Below are 21,975 nucleotides of genomic sequence, written 5' to 3'. Positions count from 1 at the left end.
ACTTCAAATGCACTTGCAATCGGCGCCTTCTCAAAATACTGTATGAATAATCAGTATACGGTATGACGCCATGCAACTCATTGCCAAACTCGGCATCCTCGCCGACGCCGCCAAGTACGACGCCTCCTGCGCCAGCAGCGGCGCGCCCAAGCGCAATTCGCGGGGCGGTGATGGCCTGGGTGCCACCAACGGCATGGGCATCTGCCACAGCTACACCCCCGACGGCCGCTGCGTGTCGCTGCTCAAGGTGCTGCTGACCAACTTCTGCCTGTACGACTGCCAGTACTGCGTGAACCGCCGCTCCAGCAACGTGCCCCGCGCCCGTTTCACCCCCGAGGAAGTGGTGCGCCTGACCCTGGATTTCTACCGGCGCAACTGCATCAGCGGCCTGTTCCTCAGTTCCGGCATCATCCGCTCGGCCGACTACACCATGGAGCAGTTGATCCGCGTGGCCCGGCTATTGCGCGAGGAACACCACTTCCGCGGCTACATCCACCTCAAGACCATCCCCGATGCCGACCCGCTGTTGATCGAACAAGCCGGTCGCCTGGCCGACCGCCTCAGTGTCAACATCGAACTGCCCACCGACGCCAGCCTCAAGCGCCTGGCGCCGGAAAAGCAGGCCCACACCATTCGCCAGGCCATGGGCGTCATCCACCAGGGCCAGCAAGCCGTGGCCAACGAACCCAAGGCCCCGCGCTTCACCCCCGCCGGGCAGAGCACCCAGGTCATCGTCGGTGCCGACAATACCGACGACAGCACCCTGCTGCGCAATGCCGAGTCGCTGTACCAGGGCTATGGCCTCAAGCGCGTGTACTACTCCGCCTTCAGCCCGATACCCGACAGCCCGGGTAGCGTGCCGTTGGCGGCGCCGCCGCTGCTGCGCGAACACCGTCTGTACCAGGCCGACTTCCTGTTGCGTGGTTATGGCTACCAGGCCGGGGAACTGCTCGGCCAGGGCGATAACCTGGCATTGGACATCGACCCCAAGCTGGCATGGGCGCTGGCCAACCGTGAGGTCTTCCCGCTGGATGTGAACCGCGCAGAACCGGCATTGCTGGCGCGCATCCCAGGTATTGGCCTGCGCAGCGTACAGCGCCTGGTCGCGCTGCGGCGCGAGCGGCGCATCCGCTATGACGACCTGATCCAGCTGCGTTGTGTACTGGACAAGGCGCGGCCGTTCATTGTCACCAGTGACTACCGCCCGGCCCAGGCCGAGCTGCGCAGCGGCTTGTTGCGGGCCCGTCTGCGGGAGCCACAGGCACCGGTGCAGATGGGGTTGTGGGGATGATCGCGCTGGACTGCGATGACCTGTTCGCAACCTGGCGTGAGCAGGCGCGCGTGCTGTTGGGGCATGGTATCGACCCCGCGGAGGTCACTTGGTCGCAGGGGCCGATGGCTGACTTGCTGGCCGTACCCACTCCGCTCCCGGAAGGCCCCGGTCCTTTCCGGGCCAAGGTACCGGCGCCGCTGCTGACGCTGCTGGAACAGGCCGCCCGCTACCGTGGCGAGCAACGCTGGCACCTGCTGTATGAGGTGCTCTGGCGTGTGGCCCACGGCGACCGCACCGCAATGCTGGCGGGGGATCGGCTGGGCAGCGAACTGCATCGGCGGATCAAGCAGGTCAGCCGCGAGGCGCACCACCTGCACGCCTTTGTCCGCTTCGTGCCATTGCCGGACGCCGTGGCGGCCCACCTGCAGCTGGACCTTGTGGCTTACCACGAGCCGGCCCATGACATCCTCGAAAGCGCCAGCCCGCACTTCGCCGACCGCCTGGGGCGCCTGCGTTGGTTGATCGCCACCCCGCGCGATGGCATACGCTTCGACGGCCAAGCGTTCGAATACCACCGGCAGTGCCCCGAAGCCTGGCGCCACTGGGCGCGCAACGCCGATGACCCGGGTGCCGAGCTATGGCGCACCTATTACCGCCATACCTTCAACCCCGCCCGCCTCAATCCCGATGCGTTACGTCTGCACATGCCGGGAAGGTTCTGGCGACACTTGCCGGAGGGCATGCTGATACCCCAGCTCGAAGGCCTGGCGCGCCAGGGCAAGCAACGCGACGGCCAGGCGCTGGAAGTGGCAGCGCAGGCTGGCAAACAAATCAGCAAGCCAACACGGTCGGTGTAGGAGCGGGCTCGCCCGCGAAACAGGCGGCACGGTGGTTGGGTTGCCACAGGTCCCCTGGCAAGCCGTCAGCGTCAATCCAGCATCCAGCCCGCATCGCCCCCTTCCAGCACGCCACCGTGGTCGGTTCGATCCCCCTTGCGCGCCACGGCTGCACCTTCAATCAGAAAGTTCGCGGCACCGCTGATTATTACAGCGCCACACGTGGTGCGGTCGCCCACTCTGGCAACCGGCCTGCCATTGAAGGTGTATGCGGAACTGCCGCTTTCCACCTGGTTGCTGCCATGCAGCGGGCAGACATGCCGATGGCCTACGAGTATCACGGGTTTCATCGGGCCTCACCTTCACACGGGGCAGTTCGGGATTCACGGTCAATGTCTTCCGGCCAATGAACCTTTGGTGCCAGGCAGTGCATGTGGCTCAGGCCATCGTCATCGTTCCAGTCACGGGGTGGATGGACGAACTTCGGCAGCGCTTCAGGGCCTTGTTGCATGAACAGCCGGGCGATGGCCCAGTAGGCTTCGCCGTGGCGGAGGTCATGGGTGAAGAACACGCGGTCGATGACTTCGTTGGTTTCCGGATTGCGGATTGACAACATGACGTTTTCGATCAGGCCACCGTGGCCGGGGGCGTAGACTCGGTAGACTTCGGCGGTTACGTCGTCCCAGTTGTAGGCGACCGGTTTTACGCCCCAGTGTTTGCGGCTGAACAGATAGATGTAGTGGAATCTAAATTGATAGAAATAGATTTTGCGTCGTAAGCGATTGAAACGGATAGGTTCGTCCCGTGGTAGCAACAAATCCATCTTTATGTATGTCGCAGTGGCCCATATGCTAACCAGAACCATTAGCGAGGCTAGGAGGTCAATATGCCAGTCACCCGACCAATTAATAGTGAAAAAAATGCCAGGCATGTAGATAAATGTACCGGCAGTAAAAGCCAATATCGGCACTCCTATTAACAGGACAATACCACGTAAACTGACAGTAGAGCGAGGAAGCTCCAGGCATACCTCGTCAAAAAAGTTTGGCGAGGGATCTATATCTTCAAAGCTTAAGCGTGGAACTGCACTCGAACTGAAATCAGGCAGGTCATGACTCCAACATAGAGCCCGCTCCGAAAGAATTTTGGGTTTGGCTTTCATTCATTAGCTTCCTTAACGCAGACCTCGACATATGCCTCTGGTAGTCTCTTATCTGGCCAGTAACATATCAGTAGCGTCGCGGCTCTTATGGTGTGCGGTCCAATAGTCGGCATGAGCTCCACCGTTCCAGTGAACGCTAGCCATGACAGATGTGGCTCATCCAAGTCATACGGACGTCGCTCTTTTTTTACTGAGATATTATCTTTGTAGTCAGGCTGCTTTGGCTGCGAAAAGCCGTGGAATTTTGCCCCCTCGGTAAGGGGTTCAACTTGAACTGGTCCGTGCTCATCAAGTGCGAGGGTTTCTCCGCCAATAAAATCGGGGTGGGTTCCGTCACCATAACGATGTACTGACAGGATCCAGCGATAGGCCGAGTATTCATCATCGTATTTGGGCAATATGATGTGAAATTTTAGTTTGTGCTCTAGCTCCAGGCTGACCAGTCCACCAATCTTGGGGGCGGTCGGGTCGCTTAAGCGCTTGGATTCGAAATGAACCGCTGCGTGCACGCCAATCGTGGCAGCATTCAGTTCTGCAAACGCTATGTCTGCATATTCAGGTGTATCCCAAGAGATGACCGGACTTTCATCACCTCTCCCAAAACAACATCGTCGCGCCCACCGCTCTAGTGCATTAGATTCGTTTTGTCCAGCTGAACGAGTAAGTGCGTACGCAGTAAGTGCCAGTATCATAGCCAGACCTAAAGGCCCTAGCAGGGCCGGCTTAAATATTGCCCAGACAAACGCGCCAGTTGAGAAGGCGTAAAAAAAACCTGCACGGAAATAATTCGTTTCTGCTGCGTTGTCGCCGGCTGTCCGTGCACGCTTAGCAGCAGTAAAAGCTTGTACGGTGTCGAAAACCCCGGCGATAGCACTTATCATGGCACCGAATTTTATCAGCGACACTCCAGTACCTGACGCACTTTTAGCCCACGGTTTGCCAATATGCTGGGTACTTGCCCTCAAAATGAGCCCCACCAGCTCAATTTGCCCTCCCAACACGCCCAACTGAGATCCTTGCAACGCCAACTTGGCCTCATGCGCCTTCGGCCCAATTTCCTCTTCCGCCTTTTCCTGATTCCTACCCAGGCTGTCCTGCTGCAGATACAACCCACCTATCGCCAGCAGGAGTTCCCAGCTGCCAGCCACCCCGCGCAACCCGGAAAACCCAGTCCTTACCAATCGCGCCGCCTGCTGCGAGGTGATCTTCATGCCGTGCAACAACCTGCGCGCATCACTTTCCAACGTCCCCGCCGCCACCGAGATATCCACCAGGGCAAGCTGCGCCGCGCTGCTCGCCTGGTTCACGCCAATGCTGGCTTCCTTGAACAACCGCCCATGCACCTCTTCGGCGGTGCCCTCGACCCAAACCGTCACGCTGATCATCGTGTGGGTGAAGCGCGGGTCGAGCACGGCCAGGCTCATCAGCCCGTGCTGGATGATCGGCCGCACCTTGCGCATCGACTTCATCGAGCCAAACTCGAAATCGTCAAGGTTGCGCTGCATCCGGTCGCGCGCCGCGGCGATCGAGGCGTTGGCCTTGTGCTGTAATTCCCGCAGGTGCTGGCTTTGCAGGGCGTAGTACTCGCCCAGCTTCATCTTCACTTCCAGCTCGATCAACTGCACGCCGTTGTAGAGATACTGCGTGGCGCTGTTCAGATGCCGCACGGCTTTCCGGATGCCAGGCGACAGGCAGGGCGCCAGGCGCTGGCTGGCCGCGTTGAGCGCGCTTTGCGTTTCGGCGATGGCCTGCTTGAGGGTAGTGCGCAGGCGCAAGCCGGCGTCGTCGCTGGCAATGATCTTGCTCAGCATGCTGTAGAGCTTGTCACTGTCGTTCCAGTTGATGCCGCCGTCAGCGGCAAAGCTCGGCAGCAACCCGGCCAGCAACGCCCGGTCGCGCATCAACAAGGCGCGGTAGGGTGGGCTGTCAGGGTCCTGCAGCCATTTCAGCCAGAGGGCCTCGCTGGTTCCCGCTGCAGGAATACGCGACTCAGTGGCCGGCACCATGGCTTCGGTAACACCTCCGCCCAGGCACAGCGCCAGGGTCTTGGCATACGCCACGCCGGATTCGCGGTCGTTACCGTCGTAGTCGTACGCCTCGACCACCTTGAACATGGGCGTATCGAACAAGGCAACGTACGCCTGCGCGTCCTGGTCGATGTAACGCTGAAACTCGCCTTCCTGCTGGTCGTAAGCCGCCTGGAACGCCGCGCGCTGCGGTTCGTGGTAACGCTGCTCCAGCCGCTCGTCACTCGCCTGCTGCGCACGCTCGACCAACTGTTGTCGCGCGACTGCCGGGTCGGTGAACACCGGGGGGCCATCACCGGTCATCGGCTCCAGCGACGGCACTTCCTGCGCGGCCCGTTCCCTGTTGGTGGCACGAATGATCTGCAGGATCTGCGAGGTCTGCAGCTGATAGGCCCGCATCGGCTCTTCGCGCCAGGCCTGACGCTTCAGTACCCAATTCAGGCGCTGATGGTTGTATTCCTGGATCAGCCCGACGGTGTCGTCGAGCACCACGGCCAGCACGCCGTTTTCCAGCTGGTGGCGGTTCATCGCATTGATCAGGTAGCCACGCAGGGCGAACCGGCGCAGCCAGCGGCTGTGGAAACCGTGCGCGCTGTCGAACGGGGAACACGCCTGCTGTGCGTACTCGAAAACCTGCTTGTCGACCTGCAAGTTGTCGGGCGTCATGGCGATGCCCAGCAGTTCGGGATGGTTGCGCGCCTGGATCAGGTCCAGCCCTTCGAAACGCTGCGCCGGCGCCTGGCCCCGCTTGTAGGCGTTCAGCACACTGACCGGCCAGGCGTCGCTGGAAAAGGCCAGCCAGGCGCTGCTGTATCGGTCGGTGTCGATGTTGAGAAAGGCCGAGGGGATGTCATGGTCTTCATGCACGCACTTTTCCGGCAGTGGCCTTGGCGGGCCATCCGGTGGCTCGTAGGGGTTGAAGCGGCGCAAATGGCCCTGTGCGCTGACGGCATAGGCCTGCCAGACCTGCTGGTCGAGCAACACGTACAGGTAGCCCATGCGCAAGGTGCGCAGGCCGATCCTGGTCGAGATATGCAGGTTATCCGCGACGGTGACGACACACTCGGGGCGGGTGTCTGGCACCAGCGCGCGGCGCAGCGGCAGGATCGGCAGGCCCTGGCGTTCACAGGACATGCACTGGTCGTGCGGCAGGCCGGCTTCGGCTGCGGCGATGGCGATGCGTTGACTGATGCTCATGGGCGACTCTCGGATTTCGGCAGGAATTCGGTCAGCCGGCGCCATTGCTCCTCGGAGTAACACGCCAGTGCAGGTGCAAGGGGACGCTGTTGCCGAACGACTGAGCTGATCAGTTCACGAACCGCAGCAATGTTGCGCAACTCGGGATGCACACACAGCTGATGGAGGGCAAAAACCACGATATCCTCCGCTTCGCTCAACCCCAGCGCCCGCGCATCATCGATGTGGTTCGATGCACGCACGGCGGCAAACGGCGGAATCGCACAGGGGTAGGCGTCGCTCGCTCCCGCTCGCAACACTTTCCAGATGCCCAGCACACGCTCTACCAGCGCCGCATCCTCCTGGATCCGCTGGGCAGACGCTGGCAGGGGATGACGCTGCTTACCCTGCCCTTTCAGGTTTACCAGCCGTCCTCCACTGCTCAGGAACAACCATTTGCCGATCGGCCACCAAGGACCGTGCTCAACCTGCTGGTAGGTCGCTGCAAGCAGCTCCAGGCGAACCGGTTCATAGATTGGATGGAAACTGAATGCCCCTTTGCCATTGGGTAACCGGCACAAGGCTGCCAGGTGCACAGCAATGGTGGCCGACGGCGCCTCACTGAACAGCCAGCCGCACAGGTAGCGCCGGCGCTGATACAAACCTTTCTGCGCTGCCCGCGTTGTCTGTTCCAGCAATGAGCGACTGGGCGCGGTTCCAGGCATCGCCAGACAAACCAGGACGGGATGCAAATGGGGCGCATGGGCTAGATCGGCCCTTGGCACCTGGGTCAGTGCACCTTCGCCCAAGGCGCTGCGCAGCTGCGCAAGCAAGGCGTGGTCGCCATTGTCAGGAATTGCGAGCGGGTCGATCAGCACATGGCAATGCAAACGGGGCTCGTACTGTTTTTCAATGAGGCTGGCCAAACCTTCGCAGTCCATCAGAGCTGGCCCTCACACTTGTCGCTGGCGTTCGGCGTCAGCAACAGTGACTGGGCAACGCCTGCGCCTTTGGCGACCGCCGTGGCCTGCCCCTGCAGGTCGAGTGCCAGCCCACTGATGGTGATGCCTCGCTCATCCAGGATGATGCTGCCACCCGCGGTTCTGAATTCGATGCGTTCGCTGGCCCGCACCTGGTAGATCGTCGTGTGGTGCTCCATACCCCGCCCGACAGTGACCTTTTGCATACCTTTGACGACAAGCTCGCTGTCATTGCCGACAGACACCTGCTGATTGCCACCCGTTGATTCGCTCCGGTTGTTGCCGACCTTCTCGACCAGGTCCTGCCTGATGTCCATGCGGCAGGTCTGCCCGACCAAGCGGGTATGGTCGCGCCCTATCTCTTCGCGCAAGTCATTGCCGATGCTGGATTGCTCGTCATGCCCCACCTGCTCGACACGGTTGCGCCCGACACGCGTGGTCTCATCATTGCCAACTACATTGTTCTGGTCCCGCTGGGCGTGGATGAACACCTCCTCCTTGCCCAGTTCATCCTCGAAACGCAGTTCGTTGAAGCCTTTGCCCTTGTGCGTCTGGCTCTTGATGGTCATGCGCGTCTTGTGCTTGGGCAAGTCATAGGGCGGCAGCTGGTCGCCACAGTAAGTCCGCCCGATGATCAGCGGCTGGTCGGGGTCGCTGTTGACATACTGGATGATCACGTCCTGGCCGATGCGCGGGATGGCCATCAAGCCCCAGCTGCCGCCCGCCCAGCCCTGCGAAACGCGCACCCAGCAGGAACTGAATTCGTTGTCCCGGCTCTCGCGGTCCCAAGGGAAGCTGACCTTGACCCGCCCCCATTCGTCGCAATGGATTTCTTCACCAGGCGGGCCGACGACGGTGGCCATGTGCGGGCCGTCGATACGCGGTTTGGGCAACGGTGCCGGGCGCCACTCAGTTCTTCCCGGCACCAGCACCGCTGCCTGCTGGTAATGCGTGCCTTGCGCACTGCCAGCAGCCTCCTCCTGCAGGCTGGTGAACTGAGTGCCCTGGTGGTGCACGCGGATCGTGCGCCAATGCACATTGAGGTCCTCGCGAGGGTGTTCGACGAGGGTGAAGCTCAACCCCGGTTGCAGGCGCACATCGTCACCCTCCACCTCGGCAAGGCGGGCGTCATGGCGCAGGGCCGTGAGCCGGGTGGCGGTGAAGGGGATACCGACCGCATCGCGCTTGTAGCGGCCTGGGTAGTCGAAACGCTCATAGTCCAGCGACTGGTGGGTGATGCTGCTGTCACCGGCGCTGTGCTCCTGGCGGTACTGTGGGTGGGTGAAGGTGTAGTCCCGCTGCACCTGCTTCGCGGTACGCACCTGTTCGCTGTAGCGCAGGCTCCACAGGCACGGGCGTGCCTGATCGCCACCGCTGTTGGCGCGGTACAGCACCTGGTCGGGACCGATGTCATCCGCTTCATGAAGACCGTCGTCATCTTCATCCGGCTTTATGGCGCCGAGGCTGATCGTACCCAGCGCCAACAGCCGGTCGCTGATGACCAGCTGGTGATATTTCGGCGTGTGTTCGAAGCGGTAGACGAACCCCTCCTCGGCGGCCAGGCGGGCCATGAAATCGAGGTCGGTTTCACCGGCCTGCACGCAGAACTCGCGCACCTGATGTGCGCCGATACTCTTGATTTCAAAACGGCTGATGCCCTGGCGCTGGAGCATCAGTTCGAGGATCTGCGGCACGCTCTTGTGCTGGAAGATGCGCCAGTTCGAACGCAGCCCGGCCCGCGCCAGCGCGGGTTCGACCAGCGCGCGGTAACGGGTACGGAAGTGGCCTGTCTCGCCCTGGCTGAAGCGGCTGACCAGGCCGTGCACATAACGTAGCGGGCGTTCGCCGCGCCACAGGGTGAACAATGCCGGTTTGTCGAGCAACGCGCCGAAGTCGACGTCGCTGTCGAAACTGATCAGTTCCAGGCTCAGCTGGAACGGTGAGCTGAGCGCTTCGTCGAGTTCGAACGAAACCACTTCGAACTCCAGCCGGCTCGCCAGCGGCTGAAAGGTAAAACGCAACTCGGATTGGCTAGGCATGCAGGTTTCCCCTGGCTACGGCTGCAGGATGATGCTGTCGAGTGCCTCCAGAACCTCGCTGGTGATCAGGCTCAGGCGGTAGCTGTAGTAGCAGTAGGCACAGACCATGGCCACGGCAGACACCACCAGCGGGCTCCACCAGGGCCAGTTCCAGCGCCGCCGGCGATAGGGACGATCGACAATGTTGGTGTAGGGGTCGCACACGCTTTCGGGGGTGGGACCACGCAGTTCGCGAAGTACCTTGTGCATGCGTGAAATCAGCGCATTGATCAGGTCATCGCCCTTGGGATCGAGCGCGTACTTGCCCTTCAGGCCCAGGCAGAAACAGAAGTACAGGAACTCCAGCACATCCTGGAATTCTGCAGGCGACTGCATCATCCGCTCCAGCAGCACGAAGATTTTCTCGCCGCCGTGGGTTTCGTGGTGGAACACACTCAACAACGGTTCATGGCTCCAGCACGAATTGCAGCCCCAGGGGCGGCTCATTACCGCCTCGTCCAGGTATAGGCACAGCGCGTAGGAGTAAACTTCGAGATGCGCCTCGGCATAGCCGTGCTGCTGGATTTCCTCGCGGATGGCGCTGACCTGCGTTTGCAGGGTCTTGTGCACGTATTCGATGTTCGGCAGTTCATCCAGGGTGCGCAGGCGGATGACCAGGCCGAACAACGGGTTTGCCGCGTCGAGCATCAGGTTGTCGAAGCCGCCACGTAGCTGGAACTCAGGGTCGGCCGGGTAGCCTGCCAGCCCTGCTGCCGCAGCCAGGTAGGGCGAGTGAGCTTCCTGCGGGGCCTCGAGCATGGTGTGCAAGCTGTTTTCCATGACGTCGTGAGCGGCCTTGGCGCCCACGATTTCTTCAGGCGGGATGGAGCGTGGCCGGGGCATGAGAAGGTCCTTGTCTTCCAGCAGACTGAAGACATGAACGCTATCGGGGAAGCCATTCTGTGAGAAGTCGGGGCCTTCCCGCGCCGTTGTAGGACATTTCGACCGGCCTGTTTCCAGGCATGGGTGCAGGCCCCAAACGCATCGCGACAACGAACGCAACCAAGTGAAACGTTCCGCCTGCAAAGCCGTCATAACCTGAGCCGGTGAACGCAATGAGGAAGCGCAATGACCCAGCCCGACCCGTCCTATGTCAAATGGCTCGAAGAGCGCGCCATGCTTCAGGCAGCCCAGCAGCGTACCCACCTGTACGCAGGCCAGTCGCGCCTGTGGCAGCAGCCCTACGCCGAAGCCCAGCCGCGCCGGGCCATCGAGATCGCCTCGGTCTGGCTGACGGTCTACCCTGACGCCATCATCGCCCCCGAGGGCTGTTCGGTACTCGGCGCCCTGGCCCACGAAGCGCTGTGGAAACGCCTGTCGGAGATCGGCATCCAAGGCCTGCACACCGGCCCGATCAAGCGCTCCGGCGGCATTCAAGGCCGCGAACTCACGCCCAGCGTGGACGGCAACTTCGACCGCATCAGCTTCGACATCGACCCGCTGTACGGCAGCGAGCAGGAGCTGATCCAGATGAGCCGCATGGCCGCCGCCCACAACGCCGTGACCATCGACGACCTGATTCCCTCGCACACTGGCAAGGGCGCCGACTTCCGCCTGGCCGAGCTGGCCTACGGCCCCTACCCGGGGCTGTACCACATGGTCGAGATCCGCGAGGAAGACTGGCCCCTGCTGCCCGAAGTGCCGGCCGGACGCGACGCGGTCAACCTGCTGCCGGCACAATGTGACGAACTCAAGGCCCGGCATTACATCGTCGGCCAGCTGCAACGGGTGATCTTCTTCGAGCCGGGTGTGAAGGAAACCGACTGGAGCGCTACGCCGCCGGTGACCGGGGTGGACGGCAAGACGCGGCGCTGGGTATACCTGCACTACTTCAAGGAGGGCCAGCCGTCACTGAACTGGCTGGACCCGACCTTCGCCGCCCAGCAAATGATCATTGGCGATGCCCTGCACGCCCTGGACTGCCTGGGGGCCCGCGGCCTGCGCCTGGATGCCAACGGCTTCCTCGGCGTGGAAACGCGCACCAACGGCACAGCCTGGTCGGAAAGCCACCCACTGTCGCTGGTCGGCAACCAGCTGATCGGCGGCATGATCCGCAAGGCCGGCGGCTTCAGTTTCCAGGAACTGAACCTGACGCTCGACGATATCGCGCAGATGTCCAAGGGCGGTGCCGACCTGTCCTATGACTTCGTCACCCGGCCCGCCTACCAGCATGCTCTGCTGACCGGCGACACCGAGTTCCTGCGCTTGATGCTGAAAGAGATGCATGCCTTCGGCATCGACCCGGCCTCGCTGATCCATGCCCTGCAGAACCACGACGAAGTGACCGTGGAACTGGTGCATTTCTGGACCCTGCACGCCCATGACATGTACCTGTACAAGGGCCAGACCCTGCCTGGCGGCATCCTCCGTGAGCACATCCGCGAAGAAATCTACGAGCGGCTGTCGGGCGAACACGCGCCCTACAACCTGCGCTTCGTCACCAATGGCATCGCCTGCACCACGGTCAGCCTGATCACCGCGGCACTGGGCATCCGCGACCTTGGGCAGATCGGCCCGGCAGAGGTCGAGCTGATCCAGAAGGTGCACTTGTTGCTGGTCATGTACAACGCCATGCAACCGGGGGTCGTGGCGCTGTCCGGCTGGGACCTGGTGGGCGCCCTGCCCTTGCCCGCCGAAGCGGTGGCAGAGCGGATGATGGATGGCGATACCCGCTGGATTCACCGGGGCGCTTACGACCTGGCCGGGCTCGCCCCCCAGGCCGAGGCATCGGTGCGTGGCCTGCCGCGGGCGCGGGCCCTGTATGGCAGCCTGGACAGCCAGCTGGAAAACGGCGATTCGTTCGCCTGCAAGGTGAAAAAGCTGCTGGCGGTGCGCCAGGCCTATGGTATCGCCAGCAGCCGCCAGCTGCTGGTACCCGACGTCAGCAGCCCCGGGTTGCTGGTGATGGTGCATGAGCTGCCGGCCGGGCGCGGCATCCAGATCAGTGCGCTGAACTTTGGCCGGGAAGTGATTGCCGAGCAATTGCAGCTGACCGGGTTCACCCCGGGGCCGGTGGTGGACATGATCAACGAGACGGTCGAGGGTGACCTGACCGAGGACGGGCGGCTGATGGTCAACCTGGACCCGTACGAGGCGCTGTGCCTGCGTATCGTCAATAGCAGCGGGCATGTCTGAACCGGGCTGGCCGCTCTTGCATTTGCCGCGCCATGGGCATAGCGTTCGGGAGTTTTCTTTCTCTGTGCCCAGGAGCAACCCATGTATACCGGCATCGTCCAGGCCGTCCGCCCCCTGCTTGAAGTGACCAGCTACCCGGGCCACAACCAGTTCACCATCGACCTGACCCCGGAATTGCTCGACGAGCTGAAGATCGGCGCCAGCGTCAGTGTCGAAGGGACTTGCCTCTCGGTCACCGAGATTGACGGCAGCCGGGTCAGGTTCGACGCCATGACCGCCACCCTCGAGCGTACCAACCTGCGCTTCTTCAAGGCGGGCCAGGGTGTCAACATCGAACGTTCGGCGAAGATGAATGCCGAAGTCGGCGGCCACCTGATGGCAGGCCACATCGCCACCACCGCCGAGATCGTCGAGCTGTCGATCCAGCCGAGCGGCGCCTTCATCCGGTTCCGCATGCCCGCGCAATGGGGCAAGTACGTGTTCCCGCGCGGTTTCATCGGGGTCAACGGCTGCAGCTTGACGGTCGCCGATGTCGAAGACAACGTGGTCACTATCAACCTGATCCCCGAAACCCTGCGCCAGACCACTTTCGCCCGTTACCAGGTCGGTGAACTGCTGAATATCGAGGTCGACCACCAGACCATGGTGCTGGTGGATGTGGTAGAACGCACCATCAAGAGCACCCTCGCTCGCGAATTGCCCCGCTGAGGTACCTGCATGCTGCCCAACGCCCTTCCTGCACGCACGGCCCGGCGGCTGCGCCTGCAGATCCTGCGTGGCCGTGTCGGCCTTGGCCTGGTTGCCGGGCTGTCGGTACTGGCCGGCATGACCGATGCGATCGGCCTGCTGGCACTGGGCGACTTCGTCTCGTTCATGAGCGGCAACACCACGCGCCTGGCGGTGGCCATCAGTGAAGCGGACCTGGCCATGGTGCTGCGCCTGAGCGGAGCCGTCCTCGGCTTTGTCGCCGGCAACGCACTGGGTGTGCTGTTGGCGCGCGCCTTCCGCCGGCGGGCTTGGCCAGTGCTGCTGGTGGTCGCCGTACTGCTGGCCTTCGCCGCTGGCTGGCGCTTGGCAAATACCTTCCCGGCGCTGCTGGCCGCCACCTTGGCCATGGGCATGATCAATGCCGTGGTCGAACAGGTGAACGGCCTGCCGATCGGCCTGACCTACGTCACCGGCGCCCTGTCACGCTTCGGCCGCGGCTTGGGGCGCTGGCTGTTGGGTGAGCGGCGCAACGGCTGGCGCGTGCAACTGGTCCCGTGGGCCGGCATGCTGCTAGGCGCTGCGCTGGGGGCCTGGCTGGAGCAACGCCTGGGCCTGCAGGCGCTGGCCGGCAGCTGCTCGCTGGCCTGCGTGCTGGCCCTGGTGTCGCGCTTCATTCCCCGCTCCTGGCAGCGTGGCTACATGCCACGCTGATCAGTCGATGCGCGGATGTTGTTGCACCAGCAACTTGCGCTTGGCCTCCAGCTCGGCAATCTGCGCATCGATGTCCTCGATCTTCTGCTCGATATTGTCATGGTGCTCTTGCAGCAGCTCGCGCGCTTCCTCGATATCCGATGCGGCCGGTGCCGCGCCGCGCAGCGGCTTGTTGGCGGTTTCCTTCATGGTCAGGCCGGTGACCAGCCCCACGGCAGCAATCACCATCAGGTAGTACGCCGGCATGTACAGGTTGCCGCTGCTCTCCACCAGCCAGGCCGCCAGGGTCGGTGTAAGCCCGGCAATCAGTACCGAGATGTTGAAGGCGCTGGCCAGGGCGCTGTAGCGGATATGCGTGGGGAACATGGCCGGTAGTGTCGAGGCCATCACGCCGATGAAGAAGTTCAGCAGCACGGCAATGATCAGCAGCCCGGCAAAAATCACCCCCAGCACGCCGCTGTTGATCAGCATGAAGGCAGGGATGGCCAGCACGAAAAGGCCGACACTGCCGACGATGATGAACGGTCGCCGGCCGAACTTGTCGCTGAGCAGGCCGATCATCGGCTGCACGAACAGCATGCCGACCATGATCGCAATGATGATCAGCACGCCATGGTCTTCGCTGTAGTGCAGGTTGTGCGACAGGTAGCTGGGCATGTAGGTGAGCAGCATGTAGTAGGTGACGTTGGTGGCGATCACCACGCCGATGCAGGTCACCAGGCTGCGCCAGTGCTGGGTGGCGACTTCCTTGAACGAGACCTTGGGCCCGGCGGCCAGCCCTTCGCGGTCGCCTTGCTCCAGCTTGTCGACGTGCTGCTGGAAGGCTGGGGTCTCCTCCAGCGCATGGCGCAGGTAGAGGCCGATGATGCCCAGCGGCAGGGCGAGGAAGAACGGCAGGCGCCAGCCCCATTCGAGGAACTTGTCCTCACCCAGCACGGTGGAGATCAGCACCACCACGCCGGCCCCCAGCACAAACCCGGCAATCGAGCCAAAGTCCAGCCAGCTGCCGAGAAACCCGCGCTTGCGGTCGGGCGCGTATTCGGCGACGAAGATCGACGCGCCGGTGTATTCGCCCCCTACCGAGAAGCCCTGGGCCATCTTCGCCAGCAGCAACAGGATCGGCGCCCAGATGCCGATGCTGGCATAGGACGGTATCAGGCCAATGGCGAAGGTGCTGAGCGACATGATGACGATGGTTGCCGCGAGGATCTTCTGCCGCCCGAAACGGTCGCCCAGGGCACCGAAGAACAGCCCGCCCAATGGCCTGATCAGAAACGGTACGGAGAACGTGGCCAACGCCGCGATCATCTGCACGCCCGGGTCGGCATTGGGGAAGAATACCTTGCCCAGGGCATAGGCGACGAAGCCGTAGACACCGAAATCGAACCACTCCATGGCATTGCCCAGGGCGGCTGCGGTAATCGCCTTGCGCATCTTCGCGTCGTCGACGATGGTGATGTCCTTGAGGCCGATTGGCTGGACGCTTTTCTTGCGAGGTTTCATGTCCGTATCCCTGTCGATGAATGCTCTAAGGGATGAGATACAACGGGACACTAAATAATTCAGCGCTTACTGCTTTTTCGTGCTTTCTCGGCAGCTGCTGCGCATTGGAGGAAAGCCGCTGCGATGGCAGCGGCTTACATGGGCAAAGACCCCGGTCAGATACCGTCGCGGGCCAGGTCCATGGCGAAGTAGGTGAGGATCAGGTCGGCACCGGCACGTTTGATCGCGCCGATGCTTTCACGCACTACCCGGCCTTCATCGATGGCGCCAGCCAGGCCGCCGAACTTGATCATCGCGTATTCGCCACTGACCTGGTATGCGGCCAGCGGCAGGCGCGAGGCGGCACGGATATCGGCAATCACGTCGAGGTAGGCGCCGGCCGGCTTGACCATCAACACGTCGGCCCCTTCCTGCTCGTCGAGCAACGACTCGCGCACCGCTTCGCGGCGGTTCATGGGGTTCATCTGATAGCTCTTGCGGTCGCCCTTCAGCGCGGTACCACCGGCTTCGCGGAACGGGCCATACAGTGACGAAGCGAACTTGGTGGAATAGGCCATGATCGCGGTGTCATGGAAACCGGCGCCGTCCAGCGCGCTGCGGATGGCCTGCACCTGGCCGTCCATTGCCGCCGAAGGGGCGATGAAATCGGCACCGGCAGCGGCGGCGATGACCGCCTGCTTGCCCAGGTTGGCGAGTGTGGCGTCATTGTCCACGCCGTGGTCATGCAACACACCGCAGTGGCCGTGGCTGGTGTATTCGCAGAAGCAGGTGTCGGACATTACTACCATTTCCGGCACGGTGTCCTTGCAGATCCGCGACATCCGCGCAACCAGGCCGTTTTCGTTCCAGGTGTCGCTGCCAACGGCGTCCAGGTTGTGCGAAACGCCAAAGGTCATCACCGACTTGATGCCGGCGCGGGCATAGCGCTCGATTTCCTGGGCCAGCAGCTTCTCCGGGATGCGGTTGACACCCGGCATGCTGGTGATCGGCACGAAGTCGTCGATGCCTTCTTCGACGAAGATTGGCAGGATCAGGTCTTCAAGGCGGAACTCGGTTTCCTGGAAGATCGTGCGCAGGGACTCGTTCTGGCGCAAGCGGCGAGGACGAACGGACGGGAATTGGTTGGACATGACTGCTCCAGGGTATTTGAACGGCGTATACCTTATGCCTGTCGCGCGCCAGTGAAAAGGCCAAATGACGAGATATTGTCTTGCGTCAAAGGCAATGGCTGCATTTTTCCTGTGCCGGCCTCTTCGCGGGTAAACCCGCTCCCACAGGATTCGCGCTGTACTTGTGGGTGCGGGTTTACCCGCGAAGAAACCACTGCAGGCAACCTGTTACTGAAGCCAGGGCGGCGCTGGCTCCTCTGCCCGGGCCACCCCCTGCTCGGCCTCGGCCCGCGCGGCGCGCCGGCGCGCATCATCCCGCCGGGCTGCATCGATCTCGCGCATCACGCCGGCCACATCGACGTCATGCTCGTCGTCATCGAACAGCCCCGTCAGCGGACTGTCCGAGCGCAGTTCGCCCGCCTCGTACAAAGCCCACATTTCCTGCGCGTACCGGGTATTTTTCAGCTCCGGCGCAAAACGCCCGAAATAGTGCGCCATGTTGGCCACATCGCGCTGCAGCATGCTGAAGGCATGGTTGTTGGCTGCAGCATCCACGGCCTGCGGCAGGTCGATGATCACCGGCCCGTCGGGGCCGAGCAGCACGTTGAACTCCGACAGGTCGCCATGCACCAGCCCGGCACACAGCATCAGCACGATCTGGCGGATGACGAAGGCATGGAAGGTGCGGGCTTCCTCGGCCTCCAGGTGCACATCGTTCAGGCGCGGTGCCGCATCGCCGTCGGCGTCGGTCACCAGCTCCATCAACAGCACGCCGTCCTGGAAGTCGTAGGGCCGTGGCACGCGTACGCCAGCAGCGGCCAGCCGGAACAGCGCCGCCACTTCGGCGTTCTGCCAGGCATCCTCGGCTTCCTTGCGGCCATACTTGCTGCCCTTGGCCATGGCCCGTGCCTGACGGCTGTTGCGGACCTTGCGGCCTTCCTGGTACTCGGCAGCCTGGCGAAAACTGCGCTTGCTGGCTTCTTTATATACCTTCGCGCAGCGTACCTGGCTGCCGCAGCGCACGACATACACGGCAGCTTCCTTGCCACTCATCAACGGCCGCAGTACTTCATCGACCAGGCCGTCTTCGATCAGGGGTTCGATTCTTTTCGGTGTCTTCATCAGGCTGCGTTCGGGGTCCTGGCTGTGATGGGGGACATCCTCTCACAGCCGGCAGCGACTTGCTCGCCTGTCTTCAGCGCGCCTGTGTCAGGCGCCCTGCCCCACACCCCCTGGCACCATCCCGCGTGCCCGGCGCCGGGTAACCAGCAGGCCGGAACACACCACCAGCAGCGCCAGTACCATGGTCGATACGACCTCTATGCGGTGGTCCGGGCGGAACAACATCAACACCAGTACCGCGCTGATGAACAGGATCACCGCCCAGGTCAGCCACGGGAACAGCCACATGCGGTAACCCAAGGTCTTGCCCTGGGCAATCAGGCGCTGGCGCAGGCGCAACTGGGAAATGGCAATCACCAGGTACACCAGCAAGGCAATCGCGCCGGAGCTGGCCATGAGGAAGCCGAATACCTTGGCCGGCACCAGGTAGTTGGCAATGACCGCCAGGAACGCCGCACCGGTGGACAGCAACACCGCCACCACCGGCGTGCCACTGCGGCTGGTCAGCTGGGCGCAGGCCGGTGCATCACCGCGGCGGCTCAGCGAATAGACCATGCGCGAGGCGGTGTACAGCGACGAGTTGAGGCAACTGGTGACCGAAGTCAGCACGACGAAGTCGATGATCGCCTTGGCATGCGGCACGCCGAGGGTGTCCAGCACCGTGACATAGGAGCCTTCGCTGGCCAGGCGCGGGTCAGTCCACGGCACCAGGGCGATGACGATGAAGATCGACAGGATATAGAACAGCGTGATTCGCCAGATCACCGAGTTGGTGGCCCTGGAGATGTGCTTGCCCGCTTCGTCGGACTCGGCTGCGGCGATGGTCACCACCTCGGCACCGAGGAAGGAGAACATGGTGATGAGCATGGCACTGAGCACCGCGCCGAAGCCGTTGGGCATGAAACCGCCCGTGTCCCACAGGCGCGACACCCCGCTGACACCGGAGCCCGGCAGCAGGCCGAAGATGGCGCACAGCCCCAGCGCGATGAAGCCGACGATGGCCAGCACCTTGACCAGCGCCAGCCAGAACTCGAACTCACCATAGTTCTTCACGCTGAACAGGTTGGTCGCGGTCAGCAGCAAGGTGATGACCAGCGACAGCAGCCAGATTTCCAGCTGCGGAACCCAGGAATTGATAATGGTGGCGGCGATGTTGGCCTCGATCGGGATGATCAGCACCCAGAACCACCAGTACAGCCAGCCGATGGTATAGCCGGCCCATTTGCCGATGGCGAGGTCGGCATAGGTGGAAAACGAACCGGTGTCCGGCGAGGCCACCGCCATTTCCGCCAGCATGCGCATTACCAGCACCACCAGGGCACCGGCCAGGATATAGGCGAGGATGGTGGCCGGCCCGGCTTCGGCGATCGCCCGGCCGGAGCCGACGAACAGGCCGGCACCGATCACACCGGCGATGGACAGCATGGTGACATGCCGTGATTTCAATCCATGACTCAAATTGTTGTTGTGGGTTTGCATGGCGTTACCTTGTTGTTTTTGTCATGCCCACGCAGGGGCCGTCGGCTTGCACGTCACCGACGCAGGCGCGAAAAAGCCCGCCCTGCCCTAGATGGTGAGTAGGGCAGTACGGGTTGAGTAAACGAAACCGCAGGAGGTGCTACAGGTGCTTCAGCCGGCTGCCCGCCGGCGCGGCGCCAGGTCGGCCTTGGGCGCAGCGCTGCCTTGCCGGCTGACTTGCTCACAGACCTTCTCGACGATGTAGGCACCGATCGGAATGGCCGACGTGGCAGCCGGCGACGGCGCATTGCAGACGTTGACGCTGCGCGCAGTGTTGACGAACAGGAAGTCGTCGATCAGCTTGCCATCACGCGACACGGCCTGGGCACGCACGCCGGCCGGGTACGGCGTGAGGTCGGCCTTGGTGATGCTCGGGCAGTACTTTTGCACCTGCTTGAGGTAGCCGCCCTTGAACAGCGAGTTCTTCATCTCGATCAGGCCCGGGCGGAAGTTCTTTGCCAGAACCTTGAGGATGCCCGGGGTGGTCAGGGTCTGGAACAGGTCGCCAGGGCTGATGTCGGTCTTGCGATAGCCCTCGCGCTTCATCGCCAGCACGGCGTTGGGGCCGACGGTGACGGTGCCGTCGATCATGCGCGTCAGGTGCACCCCGAGGAACGGCATGGACGGGTCGGGAATCGGGTAGATCAGGTGGTTGACGATCTGGTTGTGCTGCTTGGGCAGCAGGTAGTACTCACCGCGGAACGGGCAGATGACGAAGTCGGTGCGCAGGCCCAGCATGCTCACTACGCGGTCGGCCATCAGGCCCGAACAGGTCACCAGGAAACGGCTGCGCAGCTCGTCGCCATGTGTACGCACGATCACTTCACTGGCCAGCTCCTGCAAGCCGACCACCTCGGCGCCATAACGGATTTCGCCACCGGCACGCTGGAATTGCGCGCCCATTGCCGCCGTCACCTGGGCATAATTGACGATGCCGCTGGAGGGCACGAAGATGCCGCCCATGCCCACGATGTTCGGCTCGCGCTCGCGCAGCTCGGACGCTGACAGCCAGTAGCGTTCCAGGCCATTGGCCGCGGTGCGCTCCCACAGCGCCTTCATGCGCTGCATTTCCAGTTCGTTGGTGGCTACCAGCAGCTTGCCGCACTCGTCGAAGCGGATGCCGTGCTCGGTGCAGAAGGCCTTGGTGGCCTTGTTGCCTTCCAGGCAGAAGCGCGCCTTGAGACTACCAGGGGTGTAATAGACGCCGGCGTGGATCACGCCGCTGTTGTGGCCGGTCTGGTGGCGGGCCGGGCCGGACTCTTTCTCCAGCAGGAGAATCTTCGCATCCGGGTAGACCTTGATCAGGTGCATGGCCGTGGACATGCCCACAATGCCACCGCCGATGATGATGAAATCGTACACAGCCTTACCTCACACGCAGTCATTGCCTGGCTGGCTCACCAAGGCCCGCAGGGGCCCTGGTGGCATCGTTTGCTACATGGACGCATGGGCGGGCGCCCGCCCCACGCCCTGTCATTATTGCCCGCGCTGGTACAGCGGTTTGGGGAAGGCAAGGTAACCGCGCTGGCGCATCAGCTCGCGGCGCAGGCCTTCGTGTGGCGTGAAACGATCGCGGCCATGCAGCCAGAACAGGTTGTTGATCAGCAGGAAGCTGCCCACGCCCACCGGTACCGAAAGCTTCTTCGCGCTGCCTTCCAGCGATTCGGACAAGGCGTTCAGCCAGATGCCTTCCTCAAAGTTTTCCGGCTGCACGAACTGGTCAATGTAGCGCATGGTCGGGCGGCCTTCAGCATCAGTGTCGAATACCGCGTGGAACACATCCTCGGACACCTTCTTGCTCGGTGGTGCGGTCCAGCGCATCTCGCGACGGGCCAGTGGGTGGCGGAAGAACTCGTCGCACTGCTCCCAGTCGTCCAGGTGCAGCAGCAGCGAGTTGCCGCCTTCCATGTTCTTTTCGTCGATTTTCAGCATCAGCACGTAGTCGGTGATCTGGTTGACGAAGGTGCCGTCGTTGTGCAGCTCCATGACCCTGTGCGGCTGGCGCAGGTAGCTGTCGGAGTTGTCGGTATTGACCACCACGAAGCGGGCATAGAACTGCCCGCTCATGGCGTCGTAGTTGCTGCGCCCGATCAGGTGCGCACAGGCGGTGGTGAACTTGACCATGTCTTCGGCCTGGCTCACGTCATCCAGCCCGACCGGGGTGATCAGCATGCCACCGCTGGCGCGGTTGAGGATGGTGTTGAGCAGCACCGGGCGCAGGGTGCCTTGGCACAGCTGGTCGAGGATCTCACCCACCCGAAAACGCAGGAACGACTTGTACTCCAGCGCCTGCACCGGCCACTGGGCAACGGCCTGGACGAACGCTTCGACCGTTTCGCGGGCAAAGGTGATCTCCAGCAGGCGCGGCGACTGCTTCGAAGGGGCGATGGTGTAACCATGCGGTTCGAGCGGCAGTGGCATCACAAGTTCGTCGATCTGCGTAAATGCGTTCATGGCAAGGTCCTGGCAAAGAAAGTGAATGGCGCCGTCCGGTCATGACCTGGATCAGTGCGGGCGAGAGAAAAATATCGCCACAAACACAAAATGTCTACATTTTTATTTTTCAGCGATGTTTTGCTTGTTTGTCCATTGTTTTTCGCCAGCCGGCGCTTTCGGTATGATCGGCAAAACGGTTTG

At 62.5% G+C, this 21,975-nt stretch carries 17 protein-coding genes; 5 read left to right on the top strand and 12 right to left on the bottom strand.

Annotation, left to right across the window (positions count from 1 at the left end; genetic code table 11):
- The first annotated feature begins 70 nt into the window (after positions 1-70).
- Together HU763_RS11655 and HU763_RS11650 are read left to right on the top strand one after the other, a co-directional pair.
- Complete coding sequence (locus HU763_RS11655) at positions 71-1,291, top strand: putative DNA modification/repair radical SAM protein (protein ID WP_170029714.1); 1,221 nt, start codon at positions 71-73, stop codon at positions 1,289-1,291.
- On the top strand, positions 1,282-2,130 hold the full coding sequence (locus HU763_RS11650) for a TIGR03915 family putative DNA repair protein (protein ID WP_186684956.1): 849 nt from the start codon (positions 1,282-1,284) through the stop codon (positions 2,128-2,130). Before HU763_RS11655 ends, HU763_RS11650 begins: the two co-directional genes overlap by 10 nt.
- Positions 2,131-2,201: 71 nt before the next feature.
- On the opposite strand, the gene HU763_RS11645 is transcribed toward HU763_RS11650, so the two are convergent.
- From HU763_RS11645 to icmH, 6 genes are read right to left on the bottom strand one after another with little or no spacing between them, the layout of a single operon-like run.
- Positions 2,202-2,459 (bottom strand): PAAR domain-containing protein, encoded by a 258-nt coding sequence (locus HU763_RS11645; protein WP_186684954.1) that lies wholly within the window; start codon positions 2,457-2,459, stop codon positions 2,202-2,204.
- On the bottom strand, positions 2,456-3,271 hold the full coding sequence (locus HU763_RS24700; RefSeq protein WP_225931948.1) for a DUF6708 domain-containing protein: 816 nt from the start codon (positions 3,269-3,271) through the stop codon (positions 2,456-2,458). Before HU763_RS24700 ends, HU763_RS11645 begins: the two co-directional genes overlap by 4 nt.
- Complete coding sequence (locus HU763_RS11635) at positions 3,268-6,495, bottom strand: T6SS effector BTH_I2691 family protein (RefSeq protein WP_186684953.1); 3,228 nt, start codon at positions 6,493-6,495, stop codon at positions 3,268-3,270. Before HU763_RS11635 ends, HU763_RS24700 begins: the two co-directional genes overlap by 4 nt.
- Complete coding sequence (locus tag HU763_RS11630; RefSeq protein ID WP_338052999.1) at positions 6,492-7,400, bottom strand: hypothetical protein; 909 nt, start codon at positions 7,398-7,400, stop codon at positions 6,492-6,494. The genes HU763_RS11635 and HU763_RS11630 overlap by 4 nt, the downstream gene beginning before the upstream one ends.
- A 14-nt stretch (positions 7,401-7,414) precedes the next feature.
- Positions 7,415-9,493, bottom strand: coding sequence for a type VI secretion system Vgr family protein (locus HU763_RS11625; RefSeq protein ID WP_186684951.1), 2,079 nt, complete (start codon positions 9,491-9,493; stop codon positions 7,415-7,417).
- A 15-nt stretch (positions 9,494-9,508) separates the two neighbouring features.
- On the bottom strand, positions 9,509-10,375 hold the full coding sequence (gene icmH, locus HU763_RS11620) for a type IVB secretion system protein IcmH/DotU (RefSeq protein ID WP_186684950.1): 867 nt from the start codon (positions 10,373-10,375) through the stop codon (positions 9,509-9,511).
- Positions 10,376-10,600: 225 nt separating this feature from the next.
- Between icmH and treS the strand changes: the two genes are divergently transcribed.
- The 3 genes from treS (at position 10,601) to HU763_RS11605 (ending at position 14,086) form a co-directional block, all read left to right on the top strand.
- Positions 10,601-12,667, top strand: a complete 2,067-nt coding sequence (gene treS / locus HU763_RS11615) for a maltose alpha-D-glucosyltransferase (protein ID WP_186684949.1) — start codon at positions 10,601-10,603, stop codon at positions 12,665-12,667.
- A gap of 81 nt (positions 12,668-12,748) precedes the next feature.
- Positions 12,749-13,375, top strand: coding sequence for a riboflavin synthase subunit alpha (locus HU763_RS11610; protein WP_186684948.1), 627 nt, complete (start codon positions 12,749-12,751; stop codon positions 13,373-13,375).
- Between the two features lie 9 nt (positions 13,376-13,384).
- On the top strand, positions 13,385-14,086 hold the full coding sequence (locus HU763_RS11605) for a YoaK family protein (protein WP_170029705.1): 702 nt from the start codon (positions 13,385-13,387) through the stop codon (positions 14,084-14,086).
- Here the strand turns inward: HU763_RS11605 and proP are convergent, their stop codons facing one another.
- From proP to glaH, 6 genes are all read right to left on the bottom strand, one after another.
- Positions 14,087-15,589, bottom strand: a complete 1,503-nt coding sequence (gene proP, locus HU763_RS11600; protein ID WP_170029704.1) for a glycine betaine/L-proline transporter ProP — start codon at positions 15,587-15,589, stop codon at positions 14,087-14,089. It abuts the gene before it with no gap.
- A gap of 155 nt (positions 15,590-15,744) precedes the next feature.
- Positions 15,745-16,719 carry a porphobilinogen synthase gene (gene hemB, locus HU763_RS11595; protein ID WP_186674304.1) on the bottom strand — a complete coding sequence of 325 codons (975 nt, stop codon included), beginning with the start codon at positions 16,717-16,719 and terminating at the stop codon, positions 15,745-15,747.
- 207 nt (positions 16,720-16,926) lie between these two features.
- Positions 16,927-17,820: a PA4780 family RIO1-like protein kinase gene (locus HU763_RS11590; RefSeq protein ID WP_186684946.1), complete on the bottom strand. Its 894-nt coding sequence runs from the start codon at positions 17,818-17,820 to the stop codon at positions 16,927-16,929.
- Between the two features lie 87 nt (positions 17,821-17,907).
- Positions 17,908-19,299: a GABA permease gene (gabP, locus tag HU763_RS11585; RefSeq protein WP_170029701.1), complete on the bottom strand. Its 1,392-nt coding sequence runs from the start codon at positions 19,297-19,299 to the stop codon at positions 17,908-17,910.
- Between the two features lie 150 nt (positions 19,300-19,449).
- A complete protein-coding gene (gene lhgO, locus HU763_RS11580; RefSeq protein ID WP_170029700.1) occupies positions 19,450-20,700 on the bottom strand; it encodes an L-2-hydroxyglutarate oxidase in 1,251 nt (416 codons plus the stop codon).
- A gap of 114 nt (positions 20,701-20,814) precedes the next feature.
- Positions 20,815-21,792, bottom strand: a complete 978-nt coding sequence (gene glaH, locus HU763_RS11575; protein WP_170029699.1) for a glutarate dioxygenase GlaH — start codon at positions 21,790-21,792, stop codon at positions 20,815-20,817.
- Positions 21,793-21,975 lie beyond the last annotated feature (183 nt).

The organism is Pseudomonas anuradhapurensis, assembly GCF_014269225.2.
Lineage (GTDB): Bacteria > Pseudomonadota > Gammaproteobacteria > Pseudomonadales > Pseudomonadaceae > Aquipseudomonas > Aquipseudomonas anuradhapurensis.
The sequence above is the reverse complement of the archived record's forward strand: the minus strand, read 5'-3'. Positions and strand labels throughout refer to the sequence as shown.

Coding starts and splice junctions, on each gene's coding strand:
- HU763_RS11655 (WP_170029714.1), top strand. CDS start 71: ATGCAACTCATTGCCAAACTCGGCATCCTCGCCGACGCCGCCAAGTAC.
- HU763_RS11645 (WP_186684954.1), bottom strand. CDS start 2,459: ATGAAACCCGTGATACTCGTAGGCCATCGGCATGTCTGCCCGCTGCAT.
- HU763_RS24700 (WP_225931948.1), bottom strand. CDS start 3,271: ATGAAAGCCAAACCCAAAATTCTTTCGGAGCGGGCTCTATGTTGGAGT.
- HU763_RS11635 (WP_186684953.1), bottom strand. CDS start 6,495: ATGAGCATCAGTCAACGCATCGCCATCGCCGCAGCCGAAGCCGGCCTG.
- HU763_RS11625 (WP_186684951.1), bottom strand. CDS start 9,493: ATGCCTAGCCAATCCGAGTTGCGTTTTACCTTTCAGCCGCTGGCGAGC.
- icmH (WP_186684950.1), bottom strand. CDS start 10,375: ATGCCCCGGCCACGCTCCATCCCGCCTGAAGAAATCGTGGGCGCCAAG.
- treS (WP_186684949.1), top strand. CDS start 10,601: ATGACCCAGCCCGACCCGTCCTATGTCAAATGGCTCGAAGAGCGCGCC.
- HU763_RS11610 (WP_186684948.1), top strand. CDS start 12,749: ATGTATACCGGCATCGTCCAGGCCGTCCGCCCCCTGCTTGAAGTGACC.
- HU763_RS11605 (WP_170029705.1), top strand. CDS start 13,385: ATGCTGCCCAACGCCCTTCCTGCACGCACGGCCCGGCGGCTGCGCCTG.
- proP (WP_170029704.1), bottom strand. CDS start 15,589: ATGAAACCTCGCAAGAAAAGCGTCCAGCCAATCGGCCTCAAGGACATC.
- hemB (WP_186674304.1), bottom strand. CDS start 16,719: ATGTCCAACCAATTCCCGTCCGTTCGTCCTCGCCGCTTGCGCCAGAAC.
- HU763_RS11590 (WP_186684946.1), bottom strand. CDS start 17,820: ATGAAGACACCGAAAAGAATCGAACCCCTGATCGAAGACGGCCTGGTC.
- gabP (WP_170029701.1), bottom strand. CDS start 19,299: ATGCAAACCCACAACAACAATTTGAGTCATGGATTGAAATCACGGCAT.
- glaH (WP_170029699.1), bottom strand. CDS start 21,792: ATGAACGCATTTACGCAGATCGACGAACTTGTGATGCCACTGCCGCTC.